Source organism: Caulobacter sp. ErkDOM-E (assembly GCF_048541895.1).
In the GTDB taxonomy this organism is placed as follows: Bacteria; Pseudomonadota; Alphaproteobacteria; order Caulobacterales; family Caulobacteraceae; genus Caulobacter.
In genome coordinates this window covers 386,644-409,144 of sequence record NZ_CP183331.1, presented here as the reverse complement: position 1 = coordinate 409,144, position 22,501 = coordinate 386,644, and the positions used below count along the sequence as shown (strand labels likewise).

Sequence of the window (22,501 nt, the reverse complement as noted above, 5' to 3'; positions counted from 1 at the left end):
CATTCCGAACCTCCCGAAGGAAGCCTGTCTTAGTTCACAACCACGCCCGCCGCGGCCGCCTGGCGGACCATGGCGACAGCGATCAGGCGGTCCCAGCCAACCAGCGACACCAGGTGCGCATAGATCTGGGCCAGGGCGCCGTTGGTTTGCAGTTCGCGCAGCTTCTCGACCGGCAGGGCGTTCAGCTTCTCTTCCGACACGCCGTAATACTCGGCGACCGTCTGCGGCTGGCCGGGCTGGCCGGCTTCGTCGGTCGGGGTGAAGACGGCGGTCTTCAGCTCGAACAGGTCGTTGTCCTTCAGCAGCTGCACGAACGAGTCGGTGCGGCGGCGTTCGGCTTCGAAGTCGTCGCAGAACTTGATGCAGTTCTGGGTGTATTCGGTGGGCTCGCCCTTGTCGTCGAACAGCTTGGTTTCGCCGGTTTCCGACAGCAGGCTTGAGCCCTTGTCGATGCAGACGATCAGGCGGTCTTGGCCTTCGTCATTGGCCAGCACGAACGGATAGCGGCGGATATAGGCGGGGATGTAGACGCCCGCGTCGATCGAGCCGTCGGCGTTGACGAACAGGTTCTCGCCGTTGTTCAGGCCCATGACGGCCAGAGGAACGCGGTCGTCGCCGGCGAAGATCACCGGGAACGACAGGGCAGCCGGAGCAAACTCGGTGACCGTCAGCGGCACGGCGGTGCCGGTGGCGGCGAAGCTGTACGGCTTCTCGTTGTGAACGAGGGCCAGTTTGGCATGTTGCTCGCGGTTCAGCGGCTCAGGCGAGACGTAGAACAGAACGTTGCCGGAGATGCCGCCGGCGGACTGAGTCGATTCCATGGATAGCTCTACAAAAAAGCTGAAAGGGCGGACGCGCGAGCGGCCGTAAAGGGCTTGGCGCTTCTAGCCGATCCCGGAGAGCCCGGCAATCGACCCGTCCCGACCGGGGATATCGCGGCCGCCCATTCCACTGTCGAGCGAACGCCGTCCGCCCGACAAGGGTCCCTAGAAGCGCCAGGCGACGCCCGCGCGCACCGAACGGCCGGCCGACGGCGCGATGTCCTTGAGGAACGAGGCGTGCTCGCGGATCTCCTCGTCGGTCAGGTTGCGGCCATCCAGGAACACCCGCAGCTGGCCGTCGCCCTTCGGCTTCCAGGCGAGGGAAGCGTTCAGCACCGTATAGGAGTCGGTCGGCAGTTCGCCCTGGGCGACGCGGTCCTGCTCGCCGACACGGCGGGCCTCCACGCGGGCGGTCCAGAAGCGGGCGTCGTAGATCGCCCGGCCCGTCACGGAATAGGACGGGATGCGGGCCGGCGGGCCCAGATCCGTTGCGCCGCGCACGAAGTCACCGGAGGCCTCCAGGGTCAGGCTCTGATCGTCCCTGCGCCAGGCCTTGTAGCTGGTCTCGACCTCGAAACCGCGGAAGTCGGCCTTGGTCTGGATATACTGATAGACCGCCAGACCATCTTCCTCGGCGCCGGTCGGGCGCAGGTCGATGAAGCCGTCATAGCGGGCGGTGAACAGGTGCAGGTCGGCGCTCAGGCGTTGGCCGGTATAGTGGGCGGTGGCCTCGACCGACCAGGCGGTTTCCTCGCCCAGCTTGGCGTCGCCGATCTCGAAGCCGCGCGTGGCCACGTGCGGGCCCTCGGCGAAGAGTTCGGCCTCGGTCGGGGCGCGGCTGTTGCGCGACAGGGCCACGCCGAAGAACACCGCGTCCGACGGCCGGGTGAAGACCCCCAGCGAGCCGGAAATGTTGGTGAAGTCGGCCTGGCCCTTCAGGCTGTCGAGATCGCGATAGTCGATGCGCAGACCACCCTCATAGCCCCAGCCGGCCTTCTCGACCCGCTGCTGAGTGAAGGCGCCGTATTCGGTGATCTTGGTCTTGGGCACATAGGCCTCGGCGCCCTGGGCGTCGAAGTTGCGGCGCAGGGCCTGGACGCCCACCGCGCCCTTCCAGCCGTTTCGCTCGGTCTGGACCAGTTCCAGCCGGCCCTCATAGCCGTCGGACATGAACTTGGTGCCGACCGCATCGCCCTCGAATTCGGTATGCTCATAGTCGGCGTGGCCGGCCGAGGCGCGCAGCTTGGCGAAGGGGCCGAAGGGCCGGTTGTACTCGCCGCGCAGGTCGATGCGGGTCTGGGTCAGGCCGATGGTGACCGGCCCTTCCGCCTCGACGCCCGGCTCCTCGTGGGCGTGGCCGGGGACCCCGTAGGTCGTGTCGGTCTTCTTGACCGAGACGCCGATGAAGCCGTCGGCGCCGACATAGGAGACGCCGCCGCCGATAGCCTTCAGGTCAACCGCCGTATTGGCCAGCTTTCCGCCGCCGCCCTCGGCGATTTCGCCTTCGGAGGCCAGCAGGCGGCGGGATTCGCCGAAGACGGGAATTTCATAATCGTCCGCAACGCGCTTCAGGCCGTCCAGGGTCAGGACCAGCGGGCCGACCGCCGCGTGGATGGCGCCGGAAACGGCATAGCTGTCATCGCCCGTCGCGCCCGAGGCCAGCAGTCGGCCACTATAGCCGCCGTCCGGGGCGCGGCTGGCGATGCGGTCGTCGATGATGTTGATCACCCCGCCGATGGCCGAGCCGCCATAGGCCAGGGCCGCCGGGCCGCGCAGCACCTCGATGCGCTCGGCCTCGCCCGGATCGGTGGCCACCTGGTGGTCGGGCGACAGGGCGCTGGCGTCGATCTGGCCCACGCCATTGGTCAGCACCTGGACGCGGGGACCGGCCAGGCCGCGCACCACCGGACGGCTGGCGCCGGCGCCGAAGGCGGTCGAGCGCACGCCGGGCATGCCGCTGAGCAGGTCGCCCAGGCCGGTGGGGGGCGCGAGATCCAGATCGGTGCGGTCGACGATGGCGACGCTGGCGGTCAGGTTGTCGGCCGACACCGCATAGGGCGCGGCGGTGACCACCACCTTGGAGACCTCGACCTCCTGACCGGACGCCGGCGCGGTCCCGGCGGGGACGACTTCGGCCTGGGCGGTGGCGGCGGCAGTCAAGACCAGCAGGCTGACGGCGGAGAAACAAGCACGACGGAGCATCGAACAATCCTGAACCTTGGCCGGGGTAACGGCCTCGATTGGAGTGTTATGAAATAACATATCTACTCGTCAAGCGGCTTCGCGCGCAATCTGCCGCCTTGCGCCCGGCGCCCGAAAACGGTGCAGGCTGGACCTAGGCCGGACGCGGGCTGGCCAACGCGCCATAAAGATCCGACCGCCGGTCGCGGAAGAAGCCCCAGGCCGCGCGATGGGTCTGCAGGTAGTCGAGATCGAACGACGCCGCCACCAGACCCTCGTCGTCGCGGCCCAGCTCGCTGACCAGATCACCGCGATGGTCGGCGATGAAGCTGGATCCATAGAACTGCTGACCGCCATTGGGATAGTTCTCCCAGGGCTCGAAGCCGATGCGGTTGGCGCCGATCACCGGGAGCACATTGCTGACCGCATGGCCTTGCATGGCCCGCTGCCACGGCAGGGTGGTGTTCAGCGTCGGGTCATGCGGCTCGCTGCCGATGGCGGTGGGATAGAACAGCGCCTCGGCGCCCATCAGGGCCATGGCCCGGGCGGCCTCGGGGTACCACTGGTCCCAGCAGATGCCGACGCCCAGCCGACCAAAGCGCGTGTCCCAGACCTTGAAGCCGGTGTCGCCGGGCCGGAAATAGTACTTCTCCTGATAGCCGGGGCCGTCGGGGATGTGGCTCTTGCGATAGAGGCCCAGCATCGAGCCGTCAGCGTCGGCCATGACCACGCTGTTGAAATAGTGCGGGCCTTCGCGCTCGAAGATCGAGATCGGGATCACCACGCCCAGCTCGCCGGCCAGGGGGGCGATGGCCTTGACCACCGGATGCTCTCGCCACGGATGGGCTTCGGCGAACCACTTTTCTTCCTGGGTCACGCAGAAATACGGCCCCTGGAACAGCTCGGACGGCAGGATCACCTGCGCGCCGCCGGCGGCGGCCTGGCGGATGAAGGCTTCGGTCTTCTTGATATTGGCCTGCAGATCCATCCCGTACGAGGTCTGGATCGCGGCGACGTTCAGGGTGCGGGTCATGCCGGCTCCTGCTGGCTGATGCAGTGGAACGAGCCGCCGCCGGTCAGGATGGCGGTCGAGGGCAGGCCGATGACCTCGCGCTCGGGGAACAGGCCCTGGATCACCTCGACGGCGAAGGCGCCCGACTCCTGCGCATAGATCGGCACGATCACCGCCTCGTTGGCGATTAGGAAGTTCATGTGCGAGGCCGGGATCGGCTCGCCCTCGTCATCCAGAATGCGGCCCGGCGACGGGATGCGCACCACCTGCAGCGGCGAGCCGCGGCTGTCGGTCATGCCGGCCAGGGTGCGGGCGGTGTCGGCATAGACCTCGGCATTGGGATCATCGGAGCCGAAGGCCATCGGACAGGCTACAACGCCCGGCGCGACGAAGCGGGCCAGGTTGTCGATATGGCCGTCGGTGTGGTCGTTCAGCAGGCCATCGCCCAGCCACAGCACCTTCTTGACGCCCAACGCCTTGGACAGCGCCGCAAAGGCCTTGGCCTCGTCGAAGTCGCCGTTGCGGTTCTCGTTGAGCAGGCATTGGCGGGTGCTGAGCACGGTGCCCAGGCCGTCATGGTCCAGCGAGCCGCCCTCCAGCACGAAGCCGTTGCGGGTCAGGGGCGTGCCCGAGGCGGCGGCGATCTGCTCGGCGACGATGTCGTCGCCCTCCATCTCGAACTTGCCGCCCCAGCCGTTGAACTCGAAGCCGGCCGCGACTGGACCCTGCGGGGTCTCGACATAGATCGGGCCGGTGTCGCGCAGCCAGATGTCGCCGAACGTGCCGCGCACGATCTCGACCGTGGTGTCGGCCAGCAGGGCCCGGGCGGCGGCCTCGGCCTCGTCGCCCACCACCATCAGCCGCACGCGCTCGGCGCCGGGGCCGGCCAGGGCGCGGGCCAGATCGGCGACTTCCTTCTGGGCGACCGGCAGGTCTTCGCGCCAGAGCTCAACATGGCTGGGAAAGCCCACCCACATCGCGCGGTGCGGGGCCCACTCGGCAGGAACGGTCGGGGTCATGTGTCGAAGCCTGGATCAAAACGGGAGGCGCAAATGGCCCCTGGCGGACCGGGGGTCAAGCAGGCGTTCTAGCAAATCCGCGCGACAAAACAAAAAGGGCGGCCCGTTGCGGGGCCGCCCTTCCTGTTCGTCGAGGTGACGGGTTCGTTAGAACTCGTAACGCAGCGAGATCTGCATGGTCCACAGCGAGTTTTTGACGTCGCCGCGGGTCTTGGTGATCGAGGTCGGCACCAGCGAATACACATAGGCAGGGCAGGTGGCGTTCGCCGTGGCAGCCAGAGCGGCTCCGTTGGCGGCAACGCAGCCCACGCGGGCCAGGGTGGTGCCGTCGCCGTACTCCTCGACCTTGCCCCAATCGCGATCGATCAGGTTCAGCAGGTTGCGGATGTCGAACTGGACCTTCAGCTTGTGGCCGTCGATCAGGGTCGGCAGTTCCTGGCTGAGCTGCAGGTCGACGCGGTTCAGGTCCTTGTTGGTGTTCGAGTACTTCTCAAGGATGCCTGGCTTGAGGCCGAACTGGTTCACATAACCGATGAACCGGTCGCGGTTGGCGGCGTCGATGAAGAACACGTTGCCGATCTGCAGGTCAGCGGTGTTGGTGTCGGCCTTGATGTCCGGCACGTACAGCAGCTGAGCGGCGCGGTTCACACCGAACACCGGGCTGCGGCCCGAAGCGGCGTCGCCCATGGTGAAGCCGAACGGACGACCCGAGGTGCGCTCAGCAAACAGGGAGATGCGCGTCTCGTTGTCGCCGAAGAACTTCTTCCGGTAACCGACTTCCAGCTTGTAGCGGTCCTTGATCTCTTCCAGCGCGGTGCCGTAGGCGTCGCGGGCCGGATCCAGGCCGGCCGGAACGCTGTTGTACAGCGAGCCGGCGGTGGTGCCGAAGCGCAGGCCGGCGTTCGACTCGTCGATGTTCTGACGGGCGTAGCCGAGACCCAGATCCAGACCGAAGTCGAAGGACTTGGACAGGCCAACGCCGAAGGTGAAGGCTTCGCCCTTGTCGATGTTGTTGGTGATCAGGTCGCGGTTGTCGCCGGGGTTGACCGAAGACACGCCCTGAGCGGCGCGAGCCGTGGACGAGAGGGTCAGACCGTCATAACGCGGACGACCGTCCGGGGTCACGGCGCGTTGGCCGTTGATGACCAGCGGCTGGGCGCGGGCGTCGGTGAAGGTCACGGCGTCCTGAGCCTGGGTGGCCACATACTGAACGTCGAGGTTCCAGCCGTCGTACACTTCCCAGTTGGCGCCGAAGTACAGCTTCCATTCGGCCGGCAGTTGGAAGGTCGGGTTCAGGGCGATGACTTCGTTGGTCGGATTGATGCCCGGGGTGCCGGCCAGGGTGCCTTCCTGGAACGACTTCACCAGGGTCGGGATCTGATAGCCAAAGCCCGAGAAGGTGTTGAGGTTGTCCAGGGCGGCGGCGCCGACAGCGGCGTTGAAGCCCGGGGTCACGCTCGACGAGGTCGAGGATTCCAGATAGCCGTTGGCGCCCGTGCAGTTCGACCCGGCGGTGATGCAGCGGCGGATGGTGGTGCCGGCGATCTGATAGCCGTTGTTGTAGAACGGCGTGGCGAACAGCACTTCCGGCTGGCCGCCCGAGAACAGGCCAAAGCCGGCGTTCAGCTTCAGGGTGTCGGTCGCGCGCCAGGTCGCCGAGACGCGCGGCATCAGGATGCTCAGGCCGTCCAGGGTCTTGGCGTTGGTGAAGCCGTTGCGGGCCACGAAGTTCGGGTTGGTGGCCGGAACGTCGTCCATCTTGATCCAGTCGAAGCGGAAGCCCGCCGTGACCTTGATGTCGTCAGTGACGTCCAGCGAGTCCTGGGCGTAGAGCGAGTGCATCCAGTACTTGAAGTCGGCGGCGGCGTCGTTGGCCTTGCCGGTGACCGAGTTGCTGTAGGTCAGCGAGTTGGCGCGGCCAGCCGCGAAATCGGCGATCGAGTCGAAGTAGTAGGTGCCACGCGAGTTCGGCACGAACACATTGAACACTTCCTTCTTCGAGCCCTGGTAGCCGGCCTTGAAGACGTGATCGCCCATCGAATAGGTCGCCGTGCCCTGGAACACCGCTTCCTGGATGTCCAGCTGATTGGCGTGGCGGAAAGCGTCAGGTCCGAAGCGCACCGACGAGAAGCCGCTGGCGCAGCTGGTGATCGTCGAGTTGGTCGGGGCGCTGTCGGCGGTCGGGGCCGTACAGATGGTCACGTCCGAATAGTTCTGACCGCTCTTGGGGTTCTGGCCCTTGACCCAGTCGCGATAGGTGGCGCGAACGGTCGTCGACAGACGATCGGTCCAGTCCGAGTTGATCTCGAGGGTGGTGCCTTCGTCGAGATAGGTCGCGTCGTACCAGTGCGAGTCGAGGGCGGCGGTGGTGGTGCCCAGGTCGGTCCGCGAGGTGAACAGCGACTCGGCGCGGCGATAGCTGAGGCTGGCGCGGTGCTGGTCGTTGATGTTCCAGTCGATCTTGGCCGAGTACTTCTCGTCGGTGACCGGGGTGGAGCGCAGGATGGAGCCGGCGGCAAAGTCGCTGGCGTAGGCGCTGTTATAGATGCCGACGACCTGATCGATCGTGGCCTGGCTCAGGCCGTTGGCGAAAGGCGTCGCGAAACCCGCGCCGGCCGGACCGGTGCCGGTGACGTCAAGGGTTTGGTACTTCTCGTACGAGCCAGCGAAGAACAGCTTGTCCTTCCAGATCGGGCCCGACAGGAAGCCGCCATAGTTCTTCTGGCTGATCAGCGGCGTGATGCGCTGGCTGCCGATGTGGCGACCGATCAGGCCTTCATTCAGATAGTTGACGAAGGCGCTGCCGTGGAAGTCATTGCCGCCCGAGCGCAGGACGATGTTCAGGGCGCCGCCCGTGAACGAGCCGTTCTCGACGTCGGTGGGGACAGCCGCGACGCTGAACTGCTCAACGGCGTCCAGCGAGATCGGGCCACGCGCGGTGGGCAGGCCACCGGTTTCCAGGCCGTAGGGGTCCTGGGCGGCGACGCCGTCGATGGTGATGCGGTTGGTGCGCGGGTTCGAGCCGGCGATCGAGATGCCGCCGTCGTTGCGGACGTTCTGCGAGACCAGGATGTCGCGGCGCGCCAGATCGCGGACGTCGCGGTTGATCGAGACAACGGCTTCGATCGCGTCGCGGTTCAGGACGGTCTTGGGACCAGCTTCGCTGTTACCGGCAGCCGAGGCGGTGACCACCACGGCTTCGACCGCGTTGGCGGCCAGGTCGATATCGACGCGCTGGGTGTCGGCCAGCGACAGATAGACGTCGGTGACCTTCTTGCTTTCCAGGCCCGGGGCCTGGACGGTGATTTCGTAGGGGCCGCCGACGCGGAGGCCGCGGGCGTCATAGGTGCCGTTGGCGCCCGAAACCGTGGTCGAGCGCGTGCCCGACGGGGTGTGAACGATGGTGACCGCAGCGCCGGCGACCGGCGCTCCGCCTTCACCCGTCACCGCACCGCGGACGGCGGCGGTGGTTTCCTGAGCGTACACTGCGCTGGACGCGGCGAGCGCGAGCACGGTAAGGGCTGCCCCACTGGCGAGCCTTTTCATCGAAATCATTGCAATCCCCTCGTTCTGGCGCGCTCTCGACACAAAAGAGAAACACCGCACCTCATGTTAGCGGCTTCCATAGCCGTGGATTTCGAAGGTTTGGTGACGGAAAGGCAACGCTGGACCACAAACCCTCCGCCATCGGCGCCTTTGCAACACATTTGGTCAGGACTTTCTTACTTGTGCCGGAGAACTCAGCGTGGCGCTTGATGAAATGACGCAGCCGGACGGTGCGCGGGCCTGGCGAATGACGCTCTGTATGGTGGGCGTGCTGACGATTCTGCGGCTCGCCGCCCTGTTCGCCACGCCGTTCGAACTCTACCCGGACGAAGCCCAGTACTGGCTGTGGTCGCGGACCCTGGATTTCGGCTATTTCTCCAAGCCGCCAATGATCGCCTGGCTGATCTGGGCCACCACCTCGATCGGCGGCGACTCGGAAGCCTGGGTGCGGATTTCGGCGCTGTTCCTGCACGGCGGCACGGCCCTGATCATCGCCCGCATCGCCGGCAGGCTGTATGGCGGCTGGACCGGCCTGGCGGCGGCGGCGCTCTATGCCCTGATGCCGGCCATCCAGCTGTCGTCGGGCGTGATCACCACCGACGCGCCGCTGCTGTTTTTCCTGTCTCTGACGATCTGGGCCTATGTGTCGCTGCCGGCGCTGGAGGCCCGCCGCAGGCTGCCGATCGCCATCGCCCTGGGCGCGGCCCTGGGCCTGGCCTTCCTGTCGAAATATGCGGCGGTCTATGTGCTGGCCGGCCTGGCCGCTCACCTGGCCGCCTCGCGGGAAGCACGTCAGATCTGGACCCTGCCGATGGCCGCCGCCGCCCTGGCCGCCCTGGCGATCGTCTTCTCGCCCAACCTGGTCTGGAATCTGACCCACCATTTCGCGACGCTGGAGCACACCGCCTCCAACGCCAACTGGAACGCCCGCAAGCTGTTCAACATCCGTGAACTGATGGAGTTCATCGGCTCGCAGTTCGGCGTCTTCGGCCCCATCCCCTTCGCGGTTCTGGCCGGCGGCGCGATCGGGCTGGGCGCGCGGCGCCGGCTCCAGCCCGCTGACCTCCTGCTGCTGTGCCTGGCGGCCCCGCCCCTGCTGACCGTGGCGGCCCAGGCTTTCGTCTCACGCGCCAACGCCAACTGGGCCGGCGTGGCCTATATCGCCGGCTCGATCCTGGCGGCGGCCTGGCTGCTGCGCTGGAACGCCCGCCGCTGGCTGATCGCCGCCGTCGCGATCCAGGCGACGTTCTGCGCCGTCTTCATCGCCTGCATGGTCAATCCGCGGATTGCCGACACAATCGGCGCGTCCAACAGCTTCAAGCGCGTGCGCGGCTGGGAACAGGGGACTGAGACGATCATCGCCCGGGCCCGCGAGGAACAGGCCGCCGGCGGCCTGACCAGCATCGCCATGGACGACCGCTTCCTGTTCAACGTCACCGCCTATTACGGCCGCGACTATTTCGGGACGCCCGGCGCCCCGCCACTGAAGATGTGGGTGCACGAGGCCCGGCCGCAGAACCAGGCCGAGACCGAGGCCCCGCTGACCGCCGCCTCCGGCCGTCGCACCCTGATCGCCAGCCTGGAGGGCGACTACCGCGCCGAGATCGAGCAGGACTTCGCCCGGACCTCGGGGCTGGAGATCGTCCGTGTGCGTCTGGACCGCAAGCACGTGCGGCGCACCGACCTCTTCATCGCCGAGGACTTCCGCCCCCTGCCCCGCGATCCGGTCACCGGCCTGCCGCCCAGGCCGAAGGGCCAGAAACCCTAGGCCTGATAGCCCAGCACCAGGGCCACCACCGCCGGAACGGTCTGGATCAGCAGGATCGACTTCTTGACCGTCGCTGCGCCCCAGACGCCGGCGATGGCCACGCAGACCAGGCCAAAGGTCTTGAAGGCCGAGGCTGTGACGGGGTCCGGATAGAAAAGCCCCAGCGCCAGGGCCAGGACCAGAAAGCCGTTATAGCAGCCCTGGTTCGACATCGCCGGCTTGAGCACGGCGGCCGCCTCGTCGGTCAGGCCAAAGGCCTTCTTGCCCCGGCTGTCGAACAGCACGGTCTCCAAGAGCACGATGTAGATGTGGATTAGCAGGACGAGACCGGCGGCGATCTGGGCGGCGAGTAGCATGGCGCGATCTCTTTAGAACGACAGTTCGGGCTGCATGGCGCCCGGCTGCTGGGTCTCGGGCAGGTGGCAGGTGAAGGTTGAGCCCGAGCCCGGCTCGCTTTCCAGCGCCACCCAGCCGCCGTGCAGTTCAACCAGGGCCTTGACCAGAGCCAGGCCCAGGCCCGGGCCGCCGCGATCACGGCCGACGAAGCGGTCGAAGATGTGGGCCTGGACATGGAACGGCACGCCGCGCCCGGTGTCCTTGACGTCCAGCCGCACCTCGCCCAGCGCCCGGCGGGCCGAGAGCGTGACGATGCCGTCCGGCGGGGTCTGGCGCAGGGCGTTCTCGACCAGATGGTCCAGGGTCTGGGACAGGCGCTTGAGGTCGCCGCGGATCAGGCCGACATCCTCGTCGCACTCGATGGTCAGGGTCACGCCACCCAGGGTAGCGTCCTTGGTGGCGCGCTCGCGGGCCTCGACCAGCAGGTCGATGACGCGGATGTCCTGGATCTCCAGCGCCATCTCGCCGGCGTCAATCTGGGCCATGTCCAGCACGTCGTCGATCGAGCGGGCCAGCTGGGTGGCGGCGGCGCGAACGGCGGCCACATGGTTGCGGCCGCGCTCATGCAGGCCGTCGGCCCGTTCCAGCAGCTCCGAATAGCCGATGATCGTGGTCAGCGGCGTGCGCAGCTCGTAGGAGACGTTGCCCACGAAGTCGCGCTTCAGCCGCTCAGCCTCGGCCAGGGCGGCGGAGCGGTCGGCCAGGGCGCTTTGCAGGTCGCGGGTGTCGGTGACGTCGGTGAAGCCGATCAGGGTCGCGCCATCGGGCAGCGGTCGGCTCTGATAAAGCACGATGCGACCGTCGGAGGTGCGCACCTCGCCCGAGGTGGGCGCGCGCATCTGCGGATCGGGATCGGCGACCCGGCCCTTCAGCTCGCGCCAGAAGGCCAGATCGTGCAGACGCGGCACGCACAGGTCGACCACGCCTTCGAAATCGACCGCCGCCTCGAGGGCCTGGGCCGTGACATTCCAGAAGCTCTCGAAGGCGTCGTTGTGCAGTCGCAACCGGCCGTCGGAGCCGAACACCGCGACGGCGTCGTTCAGCTTGTCCAGCGTGGCCTGCTGCACCTGGATCAGGGCGTTGTACTGGGCCTTCAGCTTCAGCTCGCCGGTGATGTCGGAATAGAGCAGCAGCATGCCGCCTAGCGGGTGCGGCTGGCGAACCAGCTTCAGAGTCCGACCGTCAGGCAGACCCCACATGTCGTCGGCCTGGGGACCCAGGTCCTCGTAGTGGGCCAGCTCCTCGGCTTTCCACTTGGCGTAGTCGATGGTCTCGGGCAGGCGGCGGCGCTGGCGCAGGCGGTCGAGGATCTCGCCATGGGTCGGGCGGTCGGCCAGCCAGGCGGGCTCCAGGCCCCACAGCTCGGCGAAGGCGGTGTTGTGGAACGCCAGGCGGCGGGTCTGGCTGAAGATCGCCACGGCGTCGGCGATGTGGTTCAGGGTCTCGTCATGGGCCTCGACATGCTTGCGCAGGGCGTCGCGGACATCCTCGATCTCGGTGACGTCGCTGCAGAACACCCCGACCCCGCCGCCGTCCAGCGCCTTGGCGGCGACGCGGAAGGCGCGGCGGCGACCGTCGACATTGACCCAGCGCAGGGCCTCGCGGCGCTCGCCCGAGGTCGCAGCCTCGACGGCCAGGGTGTCGGCGGCGCGGTCGAAGGTCTTGCCGCCCAGGGCGGCGGTCGCGGCCGAGGGCGCATCCACGGCGCGCAGATAGGCGGCGTTGCCCCAGACCGGCGCGCCGTCGGCGCTGGAGATCCAGGCCGGCTCCACCAGCCCATCGACAAAGGCGGCAAAGCGGGCGGCCGATGGTAGGCCGGCCTCGTTGGAAACCACCGCCGCCAGACGCAGCCAGGCCAGGGCCCCGGCCGCGCGGCCCTCGACGGAGACGGAACCGGCGGAGCCCAGGGCCTCGAAGGCGCAGGGCTCGCCGCGCTCGAACAGGCCGCGCAGGCGCACGGTGTGATCCGGATCCAGCAGCATCAGAGCGGCCACCACCTCTTGCGCCCGGGCCTCGCAGCCCAGCACCACGGCGCAGGCGCCCAGGCTGTCGGCGCCCGACACGAGGGCGGCCTTGCCGTCCTCGACCGAGATCAGGGCGCTGTCGAAGGCTTCCGCCGAGGCTTGAGCCGCCAGGGCGCCGCTCTCCAGACTGGACAGCCGGCCTTGCAGCACGGCCAGCCTGGCCTCGAAACGCCGACGCTGGGCCAGGGCCCAAAGCGTCGCGCAAATGGCGAGGCAGACCGCGCCGGCGGCGGCCGCGAGAATCAGGTCATGAGAAGTCATCAGGCCGGTCGCTAAAGCCCCATGCAGCCCGCGAAGGCGGGTCCGCGAATCAGAATCACAGATTAGTCGGGCCGTGACCAGAGCGCGACCGGAACGGCTGTCGCAGGGCCCGATAGACGGCACGTCGCACGCCGCTGGCGAAACCGGCCAATCGGTCTATCTGAGAGTTATGGAATGGACCGCTCGCCCCGCCCCGTCGCTCGATGATTTCGCCGCCCTGGCGCAGGCCGCCTTCAAGGCCCTGGCCGAGCCGTTCGCCGGCCTGTCGGCCGATGTCGAGATCCGCATCGAGGACTTCGCCGCCGACGACGTGCTCGACGACCTTGGCATCGAAGACCCGTTCGAGCTGACCGGCCTCTATCAAGGCGTGGACCTGGGCCGCCGCTCGGTGCTGGATTCCGGCGTCCACCCGTCGATGGTGTTCCTGTATCGCCGCCCGATCCTCGACGAATGGTGCGAGCGCGGCGACGTCACCCTGGACGAGCTGATCAGCCACGTTCTGATTCACGAGATAGGCCACCATTTCGGCCTGTCCGACGACGACATCCACCGTATCGAGGACGACGCCTGATGACCCCGCCCCGCTTCGAGCTTGTGGCCTTCCGCGACCGGATGAGCGAGGGCTCGTTCGCCAACGGCCTGGACCTGGCCCAGGACGGTTCAGTCGCGCTGATCGCCCTCGAGGACGAGATCGTCACTGCCCATGTCCAGGGCGGCGAGCTCTATGTGGTCGAGCTACGCCCGCCCTCCGAGGGAACCTGCACCTGCCCGGGCTTCGACAAGTTCGGGGCCTGCAAGCATCAGGTCGGGGTCGCGGCGGCCGTCAACGCGCTGGACACGGCCGGCCTGCAGAAGGCCCAGAGCCGCATGGCCCGCCTGCGCGACGGCCTGGCCCTGGAAAGCCAGGACGCCCTGATCGAGCGCCTGGTCGAGCTGGCGCGGTTGCGGCCGGATGTGCTGGCGGCGCTGGAGGGCGGGCGCGAGGGGTAGCGGGCCGGACCTTTAGCTATCGTCGTTTAAGAAGAAGCTTTGCGAGCCCTTGAAGAAGGCTTTGCGTCGCTCTGGTTCGTCGTCGGAGATGGCGGGGTCAGGTCCCAACGTAAAGGCGACACCCACCTTGAATGTCTCGATAGGGCCGTCATGGCGCTCTACGGTGACCTCATACTTCCTATAGGTCGGCACCGATCGGCTGCCCCAGTCCGTTCCGATACGCCGCACCATGATGACTCGACGGCCCTGGCCTTCGAAGTCGCGCTTGATCCTCAACTCATCGCGAGCTGGCGTCACTCTCCAGATCCAAACCGGCAGGATCAAGAACTGGACCATCGGCCAGGCAAAGACAGCGAACAGAAACAGCAACTCGACCATAACGAATACCTAGCAAGGGGCCGGCGAGTTCGAAAGCGAGCGTCTTGTTTGGGCCGGGAGCATTGATCCCTCACCCAGAACCTAGCCACCACCTGCCACCGCCTCCCCTACCTCTCGTCATTCCCGCCCTTGTGGCAGGAACCTCTCGTGCCGCCGCTGGTGCAGGAGGGGCGAAGTGCGCGCGCACTTCGCTGGCGCTTCACGTGCCAGCCGAAACAGAGGTTCCCGCCACAAGGGCGGGAATGACGGTTGAAAGGGGTGTGAGAAGCGGAAAGCCGCCAGCGGCGAGGCCCCGCCTTAAACCCTTGGAGGCGAGCTTGCTCTGAGGTCAGGCCGTGTCAATGACCGGCCAGAGGCCGGCCGCGCGCGGCGGCGCGGCGCGCCGTCATTGACACGGCCTGACCTCAGAGCTCCAATTCCACCAAGGGTTTCAGGGCGCGCCAGCATCCGCTGCGGCGGATGGCTTACGCGCAAGAAAGCGAACGTCAAAAATGAGTGCGCCCGTGAACCACATGAACCGGCATCGAGAGAACGACGGCGATCTCGTCTCTTATGACGAGCGGTTCGATTGCTACGAATTGAAGGTGTCCCAGAGCGTCTCGCAGCAGATTTACTTCTGCCCTTGGTGTGCGGAAAAGTTGCCCGCCTCCCGGCGTGACGAATGGTTTGATCGTCTGGAGGCCATCGGCATAGATCCAATGCGCGATCCCGTTCCTGAGCTCTTCAAGAGTGCGGCTTGGCGACTGGAGCACTCCCCCTCACCCAAAACCTAGCCACCACCGCCGCTTCCCCCTATACCGCCCGCATGTTTGAAGGCCTCTCCCCCCTCGCCCGCGACGCACGCGCCTGGCCGTTCGAGCAGGCGCGCGCCCTGCTGGCCCGCACGCTGCGCCTGCGCCTGTCCGACGCCGAGCGCGATCTCGCCTCGACCCTGATCAACGCCGGCAAGACCGACGAAGCGGTCGCCACCCTGGAGGCCCTGCGCAAACCGGTGGTGCTGGAGACCGGCTATGGTCCGTCGGGCCTGCCGCACATGGGCACCTTTGGCGAGGTGGCGCGCACGACCATGGTCCGCGCGGCGTTCCGCGCCCTGACCGACGACAAGATCCCCACGCGCCTGATCTCGTTCAGCGACGACATGGACGGCCTGCGCAAGATCCCGCCGAACGTGCCCAATGGCGAGGTCATGATCCCCGACCTCGACAAGCCGCTGACCGTGGTCCGCGACCCCTATGGCGAGCACGAGAGCTTCGGCCACCACAACAACGCCCGCCTGCGGACGTTCCTGGACGGGTTCGGTTTCGACTACGAGTTCGTGTCGTCCACCGACTGCTATCGCGGCGGCCGCTTTGACGAGACCCTGCTGATCGCCCTGGAGCGTTTCGACGCCATCCAGAAGATCATGCTGCCCTCACTCGGTGAAGAACGCCGGGCCACCTATTCGCCGTTCCTGCCGATCAGCCCCAAGACCGGCAAGGTGCTGCAGGTGCCGACCCTGGAGCGCAATGTCGCCAAGGGCACCATCGTGTTCCGCGACGAGGACGGCGAGCTGACCGAGGTTCCGGTCACGGGCGGCGGCGTCAAGATGCAGTGGCGTCCCGACTGGGCCATGCGCTGGACGGCCCTGGGCGTCGACTACGAGATGAGCGGCAAGGACCTGATCGACAGCGTCCGGCTCTCGAACCAGGTCTGCAAGGTGCTGGGCGGCTCGCCGCCGGAAGGGTTCCACTACGAACTCTTCATGGACGAGAACAACCTGAAGATCTCCAAGACCAAGGGCAACGGCCTGACCATGGACGAGTGGCTGCGCTATGGCGCGCCCGAGAGCCTGGCCTACTACATGTTCCAGAGCCCCAAGTCGGCCAAGAAGCTCTATTTCGACGTCATCCCCAAGGCGACGGACGAATATCTCCAGCAGCTGGACGCGTTCCAGAAGCAGGAGCCGGGCAAGCAAATCGACAACCCGGCCTGGCACGTCCATTCGGGCAAGCCGCCCGAGCAGGGCTCGCCGGTGTCGTTCAGCCTGATGCTGAATCTCGTTTCGGCCGCCGACGCCTCGACCAAGGACATCCTGTGGGGCTTCCTGGGGCGCTATGTCGATGGCGCGACGCCCCAGACCCAGCCGCTGCTGGACCGCCTGGCCGGCTATGCGATCAACTACTACGAGGACTTCGTGAAGCCCTCGAAGACCTTCCGCGCCCCGACGGATGTCGAGCGCGCGGCGATCCTGGATCTGCGGGCACGGCTCGCGGCCCTGCCGGCCGGCTGCCAGGACGCCGAGCTGATCCAGAACGAGGTCTTCGCGGTCGGCAAGGACCACGGCTTTGACCCCCTTCGCGCCTGGTTCCAGGCCCTGTACGAAGTGCTGCTGGGCCAAAGCCAGGGCCCGCGCTTCGGCTCCTTCGCGGCGATCTTCGGCCTGGACCGGACGATCGCGTTGATCGACGAGAAGCTGGGTTAAGATCCTCCCCCTCCGGGGGAGGACGGCCCAAAGCGCCCGGAGGGGGCCAGCGCGGCCTATGTCCAGCTAGCCCCCTCAGTCGCTCCGCGACAGCTCCCCCAGTGGGGGAGCATCTAAGGCCCCGATTACCCGCGCTGGGTGAGTCACCGTGCCTGCGACACCGTGTCCGTTAAGGTGAACGGTCCCTGAATTGCCGGTTAAGGGAATGTCCGCAATTGCGGGCGTAAGGTTCCAGGATCAGAACCCCAAGGTTAGTCCAATGGCTTCGTTCACCCTTCGCCCGTCAGACCGTTCGGAATTCGATTCTCTGCTCGGTGACCTGACCAGCAAATTCCCCGGCGCCCATGTGGAAGCCGCGCACAACGACATCTGGGGCTCCTACCGGGTCGACGTGTCCTGCGACGCGCCCTGGGAAGGCGATCTGCTGGCCTATATCAACGGCCAGCACGGCAACTGCCCGCGCACCTAGGCTTTACTGGCTGGCCCAGAGGATCCTGGCGATCCAGGCCACATCGCCCCGCTCCAGCACGCGGTCGCCATAGTCCCGGTTCAGCGAGGTCAGCTCGATCGTCCGGGCGGTGACGCGCGCCAGTTCCTTGGCCATCACTTCTCCCGCATTGGTCTTGACCACCACCCGGTCGCCCCGGCGCGGCTCGATCGAGGGCGAGACCAGGATGCGGTCGCCGTCGCGAAATACCGGGACCATCGAGTCCCCGGAAATCTCCAGCGCATAGACGCCGTCTTCCTGCAGGCCGGGAAAGGCGATCTCGTCCCAGCCTTCGCCGACGGGAAAGCCCGCATCGTCGAAGAAACCGTCAGAGCCAGCCTGGGCCAAGCCCAGCAGCGGCACACCCCGCGCCGGCGGGCGCTTGGCCGTTTCGGTGAGGGCGGCGAACTCGGAAAAGCCCACGCCGGTGGCCTCCAGCACCTTGGCCAGGCTCTCGGTCGAGGGCCAGCGCGGGCGCGCCTCGGCGTCTGATGAGGTGCGCTTGGAGCGGTTGAAACTGGTGGGGTCCAGCCCCGCCATCTTGGCCATGGCCGAGGGGCTCATGTCGAAACGCTTTGCGAGCGCGTCAATCGCGGTCCAGATTTCGGTGTGCGAAAGCGCCGTCATGTCGCGAGCTCCAGCGTGGCCGTGCCGGAAGGAAAATAAGCCGCGAGGCTAGGAAAGTAAACCTATTCCGATGGTCTTCGGTTGACGTTTACGTAAACGTTGACGTCAACGGAAACCCGGAATAGGGTGATCAACGATAACAAAGCGGCCCCGCCGCGTAGCTGGGCCTTTCCTCTTGGGAGGTTTCTATGTTGGCCGACCTGCGTCGCCCCGAGCGGACGTTCACGATCCGCAATCTCTGCAACGAATTCAAAGCCACGCCCCGCGCCCTGCGCTTCTATGAAGACAAGGGCCTGCTCAATCCGGCCCGCGAAGGCCTCAACCGCGTCTATTCCCACAAGGACCGCGTCCGCCTGCAGCTGATCCTGCGCGGCAAGCGGGTGGGCCTGTCGCTGTCGGAAATCCGCGAACTGCTGGACCTGTATGACGAGAACGACGACGGCGCGGCCCAGATGGCCCGATCGCTGAAGAAGTTCCGCGAGCGCGCCACCGCGCTGGAGCAGCAGCGCGAAGACATCGACGGCGCCCTGATCGAGCTCCACCAGGCCTGCGCCCGCCTCGAACAGCGCCTGGCCGAAATCCGCCCCGACCTGCTGCCCCGCGCCGCCGACTATGACCAGGTGCTGCGCGCCCGGCTGGACGGTCACGCGGACGCCGCTTTGGGCAAGTAAGCTTTCCCCCTTCTACACCTCTCTCTTCCAGGACCTTCCATGACCTACCAGGCGCCCGTTCGCGATCACGTCTTCATCCTGCGCGACATGCTGAACATCGATCAGCATGGCCAGCTGCCGGCCTTCGCCGACGCCTCGTTCGACACCGTCGAACAGATCCTGGAAGCCGCGGCCCAGTTCACCGGCGAGGTGCTGGCCCCGCTGAACGCCGTGGGCGACAAGCACGGCTGCGTGCTGGACAAGGACACCAACGAAGTCACCACCCCGCCGGGCTTCAAGGAAGCCTACAAGCAGCTGTGCGAAGGCGGCTGGACGGGTCTGGGCTCCGACCCCGCCTATGGCGGCCAGGGCCTGCCGCATGTCGTCAACCTGGCGTTCAGCGAGATGTCGAGCTCGGCCAACATGGCCTTCTCGATGTATCCGGGCCTGGCCCACGGCGCCTATTCGGCCATCCACACCGGCGGCACCGACGCGCAGAAGGAACTCTATCTGCCCAAGATGGTGACCGGCGAATGGACCGGCACCATGAACCTGACCGAGCCGCACTGCGGCACGGACCTTGGTCTGCTGCGCACCAAGGCGGTTCCGCAGGCTGACGGCACGTATCGCATCACTGGCCAGAAGATCTGGATCAGCGCCGGTGAGCACGACATGGCCGACAACATCGTCCACCTGGTGCTGGCCCGCATCGAAGGCGCCCCGGCCGGCGTGAAGGGTATCTCGCTGTTCATCGTGCCCAAGTTCCTGCCCAAGGAAGACGGCTCGGTGGGCGAGCGCAATGTCGGCGCCAAGTGCGTGGGCCTTGAAGAGAAGATGGGCATCCACGGCAACGCCACCTGCGTCATGCAGTACGAAGACGCCAAGGGCTGGCTGATCGGCGGCGAGAACGCCGGCCTGAAGATCATGTTCGTAATGATGAACGAGGCCCGCCTGGGCGTCGGCATGCAGGGCGTGGCCCAGGGCGAGGCCGCCTATCAGGCCGCCGTCGCCTTCGCCCGCGACCGCCTGCAGGGCCGCTCGCTGACCGGCCCCAAGAACGCCGACGGCCCGGCCGATCCGATCATCGTCCACCCCGACGTGCGTCGCATGCTGCTGGAGAGCAAGGCCCTGATCGAGGGCGGTCGCGCCTTCCTGTTCTGGACGGCCCTGCACGGCGACCTGGCGCACGGCCACCCGGACGAGAAGGTCCGGGAAAAGGCCGAGGACTATATGGGCCTGATGACGCCCGTGCTGAAAGGCTACCTGACCGACAAGGGTTTCAAGATCTGTTCCGACGCGGTGCAGGTGCATGGCGGCAGCGGCTTCACCGAGCACTTCCCGGTCAGCCAGTTCATGCGCGATTGCCGCATCGCCCTGATCTATGAGGGCACCAACGGCGTGCAGGCCCTGGATCTGGTGGGCCGCAAGCTGGCCTCCAAGGGCGGCCGCGCGGTGATGACCTTCTTCCAGGAAATCGACCAGTTCATCGGCGAGAACGACACGGATGCGGGCCTGAAGCCCTTCATCACGGCCCTGGCCGAGGTGAAGGCCCAGATGCAGGACGGCACCATGTGGCTGATGCAGAACGGCTTGCAGAACCCCGACAACGCCGGCGCGGCCTCGACCGACTACATGCACCTCTTCGGCCTGACGGGCCTGGCCTATATGTGGGCCCTGCAGGTCAAGGCGGCCCAGGCCAAGATCGCGGCCGGCTCGTCCGATCCGTTCTATTCGACCAAGGTGGTCACGGCGCAATATTTCATCGAACGCATCTTGCCTGACGCTGGGGCGCATCTGACCAAACTCAAGACGGGCTCAGCGACCCTGATGGCGCTGCCTGCGGAGGCTTTCTGATCATGAGCGTGCTCGACGTCGCAAAACCGGCTTTCATGGCTGAGGAAGACATCGCGATCTTTGACGACGCGGTGGGCAAGTTCTTCGACGAGCACGCGCCTGAAGCGACGGTCGCCCAGTGGCGCAAGAACCACTGCGTCGATCGCGACATGTGGACCAAGGCGGGGGAGGCCGGCTTGCTGGGCCTCTCCGTGCCGGAGGAATATGGCGGGGCCGGCGGCGACTATCGCCACGAGGTCGTGCTGATGGAACAGCTGGGCCTCAAGGGCGTGGATGGCTTCGGCATCAGCCTGCACAACGCCATCATCATGCCCTATCTCGTCCACTACGGGACCGAAGAGCAGAAGCGCCGCTGGCTGCCCAGAATGGCCACCGGCGAGCTGGTCGGCGCGATCGCCATGACCGAGCCCGGCGCGGGCTCGGACCTTCAGGGCATCAAGACCACCGCCAAGAAGGTCGGCAACCAGTACGTCATCAACGGCTCCAAGACCTTCATCACCAATGGTCAGACCGCCAACCTGATCATCGTGGTCGCCAAGACCGACGCCGCCGCCGGCGCGCGCGGCACCTCGCTGCTCATCGTCGAGACCGATGGCGCCGAAGGCTTCGAGCGGGGCCGCAACCTCGACAAGCTGGGCCAGGAGGCTCAGGACACGTCGGAACTGTTCTTCAACGACGTCAAGGTTCCGACCGAGAATCTGCTGGGCACGGACGAGGGCCAGGGCTTCTTCCAGCTGATGGGCCAACTGCCGCAGGAGCGCCTGAACATCGGCGTTCAGGGCATGGCCACCATCGAACGGGCGCTGGAGCTGACCATCGCCTATGTCAAGGAGCGCCGGGCCTTCGGCAAGGCGATCCTCGACTTCCAGAACACCCAGTTCGTGCTGGCCGAATGCAAGACCGAGGCGACCGTGGCCCGGGTGTTCGTCAATCACTGCATTGAACTGCACCTGGCCGGCAAGCTCGACGCCGCCACCGCCTCGATGGCCAAGTACTGGGTCAGCGATCTGGAGAACAAGATCGTCGACCGCTGCCTGCAGCTGTTCGGCGGCTATGGCTTCATGAACGAGTATCCGATCGCCCGCATGTACCGCGACAGCCGCGTCCAGCGGATCTATGGCGGCACCAACGAGGTGATGAAGATCCTGATCGCGAGAACGCTGTGATCCTCACGCTCGCCCTGCTGGCCCAGGCCGCCACGGCGGCCCCCAAGCCCGCCGCGCCCGACGCGCGCGCCGCCGTGGTCTGCGTTCGCGCGGCCCCCGGCGGTCGCCGGCCCCTGACTTTCAGCGGAACCCTGGTGGGCAAGCGTCCGCAGCCGGGAGCCTTCAAGCTGCCGCTGACGCCGGGCAGCGATGTCTGCAACAACCTGCTGCGCTCCAGGATCGCGACCTGGTCGCTCGAAGTCACCACCTCGGGCTTCACGCCCTGCGTCCTGCCCGCGCCGGAGTTCGGCCAGCGGGTGACCTACAGCGCCAAGGCCGGCGCCCGCGGTCTGAAGTGCGCCCAGATCGCCAAGAGCCCGATCGGGACCTGGAAATAATGTCGGTCCACACCGCCACCATCAGCTGGTCTCTGCAGCCCGACGAGGACTTCGCCAAGGGCCGCTATAGCCGCGTCCACACGCTGTCTTTTGACGGCGGCGTGACCACGACCGGTTCGGCCTCGCCCTCGGTGGTGCCCCTGCCGTGGTCGGATCCGGCCGGCGTCGATCCCGAAGAGATGTTCGTGGCGGCCCTGTCGGCCTGCCACATGCTGACCTTCCTGGACCTGGCCCGCCGGGCCGGCTTCCACATCAGCGCCTATGCCGATACGGCCGAAGGCCTGATGACCAAAAACGATCACGGCGCGATGTGGGTCAGCACGGTCAACCTGCGCCCCCGGATCACCTATGCGGGCGCGCCGCCCAGCGAGGCCGAGGAAACGGCCCTGCACGAGGCCGCTCACCACACCTGTTTCATCGCCAATTCGGTTCGCACGGATGTGCGGGTCGAGCCGGCGCTTACCCCACCCCCCGTTTAGACGA

Annotated in this window: 20 protein-coding genes; 11 read left to right on the top strand and 9 right to left on the bottom strand. The window is 66.7% G+C overall.

Annotated elements, in window-relative coordinates; translation table 11 throughout:
- Window positions 1-29 precede the first annotated feature (29 nt).
- From ACN2C7_RS02035 to ACN2C7_RS02015, 5 genes are all read right to left on the bottom strand, one after another.
- Window positions 30-821, bottom strand: a complete 792-nt coding sequence (locus tag ACN2C7_RS02035; protein WP_419319535.1) for a SapC family protein — start codon at window positions 819-821, stop codon at window positions 30-32.
- 165 nt (window positions 822-986) lie between these two features.
- Complete coding sequence (locus ACN2C7_RS02030) at window positions 987-3,023, bottom strand: TonB-dependent receptor (protein ID WP_419319534.1); 2,037 nt, start codon at window positions 3,021-3,023, stop codon at window positions 987-989.
- Between the two features lie 133 nt (window positions 3,024-3,156).
- A complete protein-coding gene (gene aguB / locus ACN2C7_RS02025; RefSeq protein ID WP_419319533.1) occupies window positions 3,157-4,035 on the bottom strand; it encodes an N-carbamoylputrescine amidase in 879 nt (292 codons plus the stop codon).
- Window positions 4,032-5,033, bottom strand: a complete 1,002-nt coding sequence (locus ACN2C7_RS02020; RefSeq protein WP_419319532.1) for an agmatine deiminase family protein — start codon at window positions 5,031-5,033, stop codon at window positions 4,032-4,034. Before ACN2C7_RS02020 ends, aguB begins: the two co-directional genes overlap by 4 nt.
- A gap of 147 nt (window positions 5,034-5,180) precedes the next feature.
- Window positions 5,181-8,588 carry a TonB-dependent receptor gene (locus ACN2C7_RS02015; RefSeq protein ID WP_419319530.1) on the bottom strand — a complete coding sequence of 1,136 codons (3,408 nt, stop codon included), beginning with the start codon at window positions 8,586-8,588 and terminating at the stop codon, window positions 5,181-5,183.
- A gap of 205 nt (window positions 8,589-8,793) precedes the next feature.
- On the opposite strand from ACN2C7_RS02015, the gene ACN2C7_RS02010 reads away from it, so the two are divergent.
- Window positions 8,794-10,347: an ArnT family glycosyltransferase gene (locus ACN2C7_RS02010; protein ID WP_419321524.1), complete on the top strand. Its 1,554-nt coding sequence runs from the start codon at window positions 8,794-8,796 to the stop codon at window positions 10,345-10,347.
- On the opposite strand, the gene ACN2C7_RS02005 is transcribed toward ACN2C7_RS02010, so the two are convergent.
- On the bottom strand, window positions 10,344-10,703 hold the full coding sequence (locus tag ACN2C7_RS02005; RefSeq protein ID WP_419319529.1) for a DUF1304 domain-containing protein: 360 nt from the start codon (window positions 10,701-10,703) through the stop codon (window positions 10,344-10,346). The two genes, ACN2C7_RS02010 and ACN2C7_RS02005, sit on opposite strands and share 4 nt — an antisense overlap.
- Window positions 10,704-10,715: 12 nt before the next feature.
- Window positions 10,716-13,028, bottom strand: coding sequence for an ATP-binding protein (locus ACN2C7_RS02000; RefSeq protein ID WP_419319528.1), 2,313 nt, complete (start codon window positions 13,026-13,028; stop codon window positions 10,716-10,718).
- Between the two features lie 169 nt (window positions 13,029-13,197).
- Here ACN2C7_RS02000 and ACN2C7_RS01995 point away from each other — a divergent pair, with 169 nt between their 5' ends.
- Together ACN2C7_RS01995 and ACN2C7_RS01990 are read left to right on the top strand one after the other, a co-directional pair.
- Window positions 13,198-13,599: a metallopeptidase family protein gene (locus tag ACN2C7_RS01995; protein WP_419321523.1), complete on the top strand. Its 402-nt coding sequence runs from the start codon at window positions 13,198-13,200 to the stop codon at window positions 13,597-13,599.
- Window positions 13,599-14,018, top strand: a complete 420-nt coding sequence (locus ACN2C7_RS01990; protein WP_419319527.1) for an SWIM zinc finger family protein — start codon at window positions 13,599-13,601, stop codon at window positions 14,016-14,018. Before ACN2C7_RS01995 ends, ACN2C7_RS01990 begins: the two co-directional genes overlap by 1 nt.
- Before the next feature lie 12 nt (window positions 14,019-14,030).
- Here ACN2C7_RS01990 and ACN2C7_RS01985 read toward each other — a convergent pair whose 3' ends face one another.
- Window positions 14,031-14,396, bottom strand: a complete 366-nt coding sequence (locus ACN2C7_RS01985) for a hypothetical protein (protein ID WP_419319526.1) — start codon at window positions 14,394-14,396, stop codon at window positions 14,031-14,033.
- A 512-nt stretch (window positions 14,397-14,908) separates the two neighbouring features.
- Here ACN2C7_RS01985 and ACN2C7_RS01980 point away from each other — a divergent pair.
- The 3 genes from ACN2C7_RS01980 to ACN2C7_RS01970 all read left to right on the top strand — a co-directional run bounded on the left by ACN2C7_RS01980 (window position 14,909) and on the right by ACN2C7_RS01970 (window position 17,326).
- Window positions 14,909-15,169: a DUF6980 family protein gene (locus ACN2C7_RS01980; RefSeq protein WP_419321522.1), complete on the top strand. Its 261-nt coding sequence runs from the start codon at window positions 14,909-14,911 to the stop codon at window positions 15,167-15,169.
- Window positions 15,170-15,201: 32 nt separating this feature from the next.
- The gene (locus ACN2C7_RS01975) at window positions 15,202-16,857 is read left to right on the top strand and encodes a lysine--tRNA ligase (protein WP_419319525.1); all 1,656 of its coding nucleotides are present in this window, start codon (window positions 15,202-15,204) and stop codon (window positions 16,855-16,857) included.
- 259 nt (window positions 16,858-17,116) lie between these two features.
- On the top strand, window positions 17,117-17,326 hold the full coding sequence (locus ACN2C7_RS01970) for a hypothetical protein (protein ID WP_419319524.1): 210 nt from the start codon (window positions 17,117-17,119) through the stop codon (window positions 17,324-17,326).
- A 3-nt stretch (window positions 17,327-17,329) separates the two neighbouring features.
- Here the strand turns inward: ACN2C7_RS01970 and ACN2C7_RS01965 are convergent, their stop codons facing one another.
- Complete coding sequence (locus tag ACN2C7_RS01965) at window positions 17,330-17,971, bottom strand: S24 family peptidase (RefSeq protein WP_419319523.1); 642 nt, start codon at window positions 17,969-17,971, stop codon at window positions 17,330-17,332.
- A gap of 191 nt (window positions 17,972-18,162) precedes the next feature.
- On the opposite strand from ACN2C7_RS01965, the gene ACN2C7_RS01960 reads away from it, so the two are divergent.
- The 5 genes from ACN2C7_RS01960 to ACN2C7_RS01940 are packed head-to-tail and all read left to right on the top strand — an operon-like array spanning window position 18,163 to window position 22,497.
- Window positions 18,163-18,642, top strand: a complete 480-nt coding sequence (locus ACN2C7_RS01960; RefSeq protein WP_419255911.1) for a MerR family transcriptional regulator — start codon at window positions 18,163-18,165, stop codon at window positions 18,640-18,642.
- Window positions 18,643-18,681: 39 nt separating this feature from the next.
- Complete coding sequence (locus ACN2C7_RS01955) at window positions 18,682-20,475, top strand: acyl-CoA dehydrogenase C-terminal domain-containing protein (protein ID WP_419319521.1); 1,794 nt, start codon at window positions 18,682-18,684, stop codon at window positions 20,473-20,475.
- A 2-nt stretch (window positions 20,476-20,477) separates the two neighbouring features.
- Window positions 20,478-21,641 carry an acyl-CoA dehydrogenase family protein gene (locus tag ACN2C7_RS01950; RefSeq protein WP_419319520.1) on the top strand — a complete coding sequence of 388 codons (1,164 nt, stop codon included), beginning with the start codon at window positions 20,478-20,480 and terminating at the stop codon, window positions 21,639-21,641.
- The gene (locus ACN2C7_RS01945) at window positions 21,638-22,018 is read left to right on the top strand and encodes a hypothetical protein (RefSeq protein WP_419319519.1); all 381 of its coding nucleotides are present in this window, start codon (window positions 21,638-21,640) and stop codon (window positions 22,016-22,018) included. The genes ACN2C7_RS01950 and ACN2C7_RS01945 overlap by 4 nt, the downstream gene beginning before the upstream one ends.
- Window positions 22,018-22,497, top strand: coding sequence for an OsmC family protein (locus ACN2C7_RS01940; RefSeq protein ID WP_419319518.1), 480 nt, complete (start codon window positions 22,018-22,020; stop codon window positions 22,495-22,497). Before ACN2C7_RS01945 ends, ACN2C7_RS01940 begins: the two co-directional genes overlap by 1 nt.
- Window positions 22,498-22,501 lie beyond the last annotated feature (4 nt).

Bases quoted from the DNA above. Each gene is read 5' to 3' on its own strand.
- ACN2C7_RS02035 (WP_419319535.1), bottom strand. From the start codon at position 821: ATGGAATCGACTCAGTCCGCCGGCGGCATCTCCGGCAACGTTCTGTTC.
- ACN2C7_RS02030 (WP_419319534.1), bottom strand. From the start codon at position 3,023: ATGCTCCGTCGTGCTTGTTTCTCCGCCGTCAGCCTGCTGGTCTTGACT.
- aguB (WP_419319533.1), bottom strand. From the start codon at position 4,035: ATGACCCGCACCCTGAACGTCGCCGCGATCCAGACCTCGTACGGGATG.
- ACN2C7_RS02020 (WP_419319532.1), bottom strand. From the start codon at position 5,033: ATGACCCCGACCGTTCCTGCCGAGTGGGCCCCGCACCGCGCGATGTGG.
- ACN2C7_RS02015 (WP_419319530.1), bottom strand. From the start codon at position 8,588: ATGATTTCGATGAAAAGGCTCGCCAGTGGGGCAGCCCTTACCGTGCTC.
- ACN2C7_RS02010 (WP_419321524.1), top strand. From the start codon at position 8,794: ATGACGCAGCCGGACGGTGCGCGGGCCTGGCGAATGACGCTCTGTATG.
- ACN2C7_RS02005 (WP_419319529.1), bottom strand. From the start codon at position 10,703: ATGCTACTCGCCGCCCAGATCGCCGCCGGTCTCGTCCTGCTAATCCAC.
- ACN2C7_RS02000 (WP_419319528.1), bottom strand. From the start codon at position 13,028: ATGACTTCTCATGACCTGATTCTCGCGGCCGCCGCCGGCGCGGTCTGC.
- ACN2C7_RS01995 (WP_419321523.1), top strand. From the start codon at position 13,198: ATGGAATGGACCGCTCGCCCCGCCCCGTCGCTCGATGATTTCGCCGCC.
- ACN2C7_RS01990 (WP_419319527.1), top strand. From the start codon at position 13,599: ATGACCCCGCCCCGCTTCGAGCTTGTGGCCTTCCGCGACCGGATGAGC.
- ACN2C7_RS01985 (WP_419319526.1), bottom strand. From the start codon at position 14,396: ATGGTCGAGTTGCTGTTTCTGTTCGCTGTCTTTGCCTGGCCGATGGTC.
- ACN2C7_RS01980 (WP_419321522.1), top strand. From the start codon at position 14,909: ATGAACCGGCATCGAGAGAACGACGGCGATCTCGTCTCTTATGACGAG.
- ACN2C7_RS01975 (WP_419319525.1), top strand. From the start codon at position 15,202: ATGTTTGAAGGCCTCTCCCCCCTCGCCCGCGACGCACGCGCCTGGCCG.
- ACN2C7_RS01970 (WP_419319524.1), top strand. From the start codon at position 17,117: ATGGCTTCGTTCACCCTTCGCCCGTCAGACCGTTCGGAATTCGATTCT.
- ACN2C7_RS01965 (WP_419319523.1), bottom strand. From the start codon at position 17,971: ATGACGGCGCTTTCGCACACCGAAATCTGGACCGCGATTGACGCGCTC.
- ACN2C7_RS01955 (WP_419319521.1), top strand. From the start codon at position 18,682: ATGACCTACCAGGCGCCCGTTCGCGATCACGTCTTCATCCTGCGCGAC.
- ACN2C7_RS01950 (WP_419319520.1), top strand. From the start codon at position 20,478: ATGAGCGTGCTCGACGTCGCAAAACCGGCTTTCATGGCTGAGGAAGAC.
- ACN2C7_RS01940 (WP_419319518.1), top strand. From the start codon at position 22,018: ATGTCGGTCCACACCGCCACCATCAGCTGGTCTCTGCAGCCCGACGAG.